The following is a 3,758-nucleotide window of genomic DNA, read 5'->3' as shown; positions in this document are numbered from 1 at the left end:
GCGGGGTTTTTTGTAGATCGGATTCGCATTGAATGGCGTTTATCTGAATGCTTGCAATGATCCGCTCCCTCCCCTGCGTCAGTAGGGGAGGGAATAGTCGGTCGCGATGATCAAGATGCGCGCTTGAGAGTCATCCGGCTTTGCAAGCTACGGACTACCCACTTGCTGCAACGACCCCACCGTCACGTGTGCAGTCCATCCTTCGAACACCGTGTCAGCCTGGCGATCAATCGTCTTCACCCCTTGCTGGGATGTATCGACCAGCTGCCGATCAAGCGTGGACATGCCTTTCAGGCAAACCTGGTTGTTGCCCATATTCATATGCGCCAGCCGCCACATGCCTTCGATGTAACGCGCTTCCGCACGATTGGCGGCGGTGGCGTCGGCGTAGGTCGGGCGCATTTTTTCCAATAAAGGCGCTCATCGTAGGTTGGAGTGAGCGGAACGCGAACCCCGACATCTCGTGATACATGCATGGCATGTTGGGGTTCGGCGTTGCCTCACCTCAAACTACAGGCCAATTTGTGCGGGAACGGGGCAATGCAGGCTCGCGCAGATCACGCGCAGCAACTCCGACTCCGCAGATGTCACCACGCCATCCGCGCGAATCGCACTCAGCAAACTCTGCATGACGATCTCCTTCGCCGCAGGTAACAGGCGATCCAGGTCATCCAACGCACGGTCGAAAGGCGCCTGCCAATCCAGCGGCAAGGTCTGCCATGCGGCAGCCGCACCGGGAAAAGCCTGGTTCATCGCCAACAGCCATGCACGACGCGCAGCGGCATCGTCGTTGGCGCCATAAGTGGCCACGACAGCGCAAACGAGTGCCGCGCTGTCGCGGCATGCAGGCAACTTCTTCTGTCCATCAACCGGAGCGCTGCGCGGCTTGCAGGCTTCCAGCAAATGCATGCGCAGCAATCGCACCAGGCAGTAATCATCCAAGCCCACTTGCGGGTCGATGCCGACCACGCCATCGAGCGCATCCAGCAAAGTCTGCTGACGTCCTTGCGGCAACTGCTTGAGCGCAGGAAAGGCCAGCGACAACAGCGGCATGTGCGAGGTGGGCGGCAATGCTTCCACTTCGATCACAAATTCGCTTGCCGTCGATTGCACATCGTCACCGAAAGCGTTCGCGACCAGCCTGGCCTGTTTGGCGCGAAGCTCCGGATGCCTGGACATGACGAGCGCCAGCACGACGGCGATCGCGGATTCCGGCTGCCTGACCGCCTCTCTCAAGCGGGTGAACGTTTCCCGTGTTGAAACCGTGGCGTGCGGCACGGATTCCACTACGCCAGCGGCCGCCGGCGCCGCAACCTGCGTGGCCGCCACCACGGCGCCTACCATCTGGCCACCAGGCCACTCCAACGGCGGCAATTCGCGCGGTGCCTGCGTTGTGTCTTCATGATCAACCGAAGTCGCCTGGACTTTTGCCTTCAGCTCCACCAATTGCTGCTCGCGGAAATAAGGTTCCAACAGGCGAATACGTTCCATCAACGGCGGATGCGTAGCGAACCACGCGTTGAAGTGGTCCACGTCGCCAAGCATCATGTGCGCAATTTCATGGCGATTCGCGATTTGCAAACGCGAACCTTCCGCCAACACGGCGATCTTCTTCAGCGCACCGGCAATGCCGCTGGTCTGCCGGGTGAATTGCACGGCCGATGCATCGGCAAGCGTTTCGCGCGATCGAGCCACGGCTGCCTGGGTCAAGCGACCGAAGAAATGCCCGATCGAACCGATGATCATCAATGCGATGCCAACCAGGAACCAGGCCGACAATCGGTTACGATCGTCATCGCTATCCCAGATACCGGTATTGCCTCGCGACCAGGTCATTTGCCGACCGATGATCGACAACGCCATGATGCCGAACAGCAAACCCATCAAGCGAATATTGAGGCGCATGTCGCCGTTCAACACATGACTGAACTCGTGCGCGATGACGCCTTGCAGCTCATCACGCGTCAAATGATCCAGACATCCTTGCGTGACGCAGATGGCAGCGTCGGAAGGTGAATAACCCGCTGCGAAAGCATTGATGCCCGGCTCACCCCGTAACACATAGATATCGGGCACGGGCGTGCCGGAAGCGATCGCCACTTCTTCAATGACATTGCGCAATTGACGCAACGCCGGATCTTGCGTATCCGGCGGCACCGGTTCGCCACCCACATCGTCCGCGACCGCCTTGCCGCCCGCTGAAAGACTGCTGATGCGATACGCCGCGCAGCCGGCAATCAGGCCAAGCACGGCGAGTGTGCTGATGGTCAGCAGCGAAGCGTGCGAGATCTTCACCCAAGGTCCCACCACCAGCGCCACCAGCATGTCCACGGCAAACACGATGGCGAGTACGGCCGCAGCAAAAAGCATGACCAGCACGCGGGTGCTTTCCCGTACGCGCGCTTGTTCCGCAAAGAAGTCCATCCCGCCCCCAGGTCAGGAACGCTATATGCCTACCGACGATACCGCTCGGTCAAGCGAAAGAAACTTTGGGCGCTTCGCGCACGGCCGCATCTTCGATATGGAGCGGGTGAGCTTGCGTGAAGCTGAAGCTGTTGGCGATGAACGAGCTCGGAAACATTTCGCAGCGATTGTTGTACGTCATCACCGAATCGTTATACGCCTGCCTGGCGAAGGCAACGCGATTCTCCGTGGAGGTCAGCTCCTCGGAAAGCTGCGCCATGGTTTCGTTGGCCTTCAAATCCGGATACGCCTCGCTGACGGCAAACAGCCGGCCAAGGCTTTGATTCAAGCTCGTTTCGCTGGCGGCAAGCTGCGCCATCGCACCGGAATCACCTGGCTTTTCCTTTGCATCGGCCAAGCCTTTCACGGCCATGTTGCGCGCCTGGATAACGGCCTCCAGCGTGCCGCGCTCGTGCGCGAGATAAGCCTTGGCAGTTTCGACAAGATTCGGAATCAGGTCATGCCGACGCGTCAGCTGCACGTCGATCTGCGCAAACGCATTTTTATAACCGTTTCGCGCCGTGACCAGCCCGTTGTAGAGCGCCACCACATACACGACGGCCAGCACGATCAACGCCAAAAAGACGAACAAACCCATGGATATTCCCCCTTAGCGACGCCGCCCCGCGTCGTCGAAACGAGCATAGCATAGGGGTTGCAAGGGAGAATGTGCCGGCAAAAACGCTAGATCATTCGCGTTTTATCGGCGCACCAGGCGCCGGATCGAGGCCGCCGCGCGGGTCGCTTGCCACCGTACTGCCGGACAAACGCGCCTTGCGTGTTTCTTGCTGGCGCAGCCGATTGAGATGGGTGCCACCTGCCTGATACGTGTCTCCGTTTTCAGGCATCCGCAGCGCTGCTTCCTCACCCACCGGATTGCCAACCACTTCGCGCTCGTTGTCTTCGTCGCCAAAGCCGTGATGCGGGAGTGCCTGTCCCGTGCCGCTGATGCCGCCGGCGCCGCCTGCTTTCTTCATCGCTTGCGTGGCGACGTCGAACTGCGCTTCATCAGCATTCTGGCGATACGCGTTTTTTTGGCGATGACTACCGCTGCGTAGATCGGATGAACGATGCTCAACCATGACGCCTGCTCCGATGTCGAACGAGGCTTACAGGATGAACTTTCGCAAGTCAGCAGTATGTAGAAATAGAGTTTAATCTTACTGTGTCATAAATTCACGAGGTGTTCTGAACGGGTGCTCGTCCGCAACATGGACAGCGCGGCAAGCTAGCTGCGAGCGCGAGGCTGAGAACGTAGCGTAGTGATGGTATCGAGTCGGGCACGTGTCGCTGGA

General features: G+C 59.2%; 4 protein-coding genes. All 4 read right to left on the bottom strand.

What is annotated here, in order from left to right; genetic code table 11:
- Positions 1 to 147: 147 nt before the first annotated feature.
- Positions 148 to 402 (bottom strand): hypothetical protein, encoded by a 255-nt coding sequence (locus VJR68_RS03030; RefSeq protein WP_324146071.1) that lies wholly within the window; start codon positions 400 to 402, stop codon positions 148 to 150.
- A 108-nt stretch (positions 403 to 510) separates the two neighbouring features.
- Positions 511 to 2,370 (bottom strand): M48 family metallopeptidase, encoded by a 1,860-nt coding sequence (locus VJR68_RS03025; RefSeq protein WP_324146072.1) that lies wholly within the window; start codon positions 2,368 to 2,370, stop codon positions 511 to 513.
- A gap of 103 nt (positions 2,371 to 2,473) precedes the next feature.
- Complete coding sequence (locus tag VJR68_RS03020; protein ID WP_324146070.1) at positions 2,474 to 3,061, bottom strand: LemA family protein; 588 nt, start codon at positions 3,059 to 3,061, stop codon at positions 2,474 to 2,476.
- Between the two features lie 91 nt (positions 3,062 to 3,152).
- Positions 3,153 to 3,545, bottom strand: coding sequence for a hypothetical protein (locus VJR68_RS03015; RefSeq protein WP_324146069.1), 393 nt, complete (start codon positions 3,543 to 3,545; stop codon positions 3,153 to 3,155).
- Positions 3,546 to 3,758 lie beyond the last annotated feature (213 nt).

This window comes from Dyella sp., assembly GCF_035277725.1.
GTDB lineage: Bacteria > Pseudomonadota > Gammaproteobacteria > Xanthomonadales > Rhodanobacteraceae > Dyella_B.
Note: the sequence above shows the minus strand (reverse complement) of the source record. Positions and strands in the feature narration are given on the sequence as shown.

Excerpts from the sequence above, each read along its gene's own strand:
- VJR68_RS03030 (WP_324146071.1), bottom strand. The coding sequence starts at position 402 with ATGCGCCCGACCTACGCCGACGCCACCGCCGCCAATCGTGCGGAAGCG.
- VJR68_RS03025 (WP_324146072.1), bottom strand. The coding sequence starts at position 2,370 with ATGCTTTTTGCTGCGGCCGTACTCGCCATCGTGTTTGCCGTGGACATG.
- VJR68_RS03020 (WP_324146070.1), bottom strand. The coding sequence starts at position 3,061 with ATGGGTTTGTTCGTCTTTTTGGCGTTGATCGTGCTGGCCGTCGTGTAT.
- VJR68_RS03015 (WP_324146069.1), bottom strand. The coding sequence starts at position 3,545 with ATGGTTGAGCATCGTTCATCCGATCTACGCAGCGGTAGTCATCGCCAA.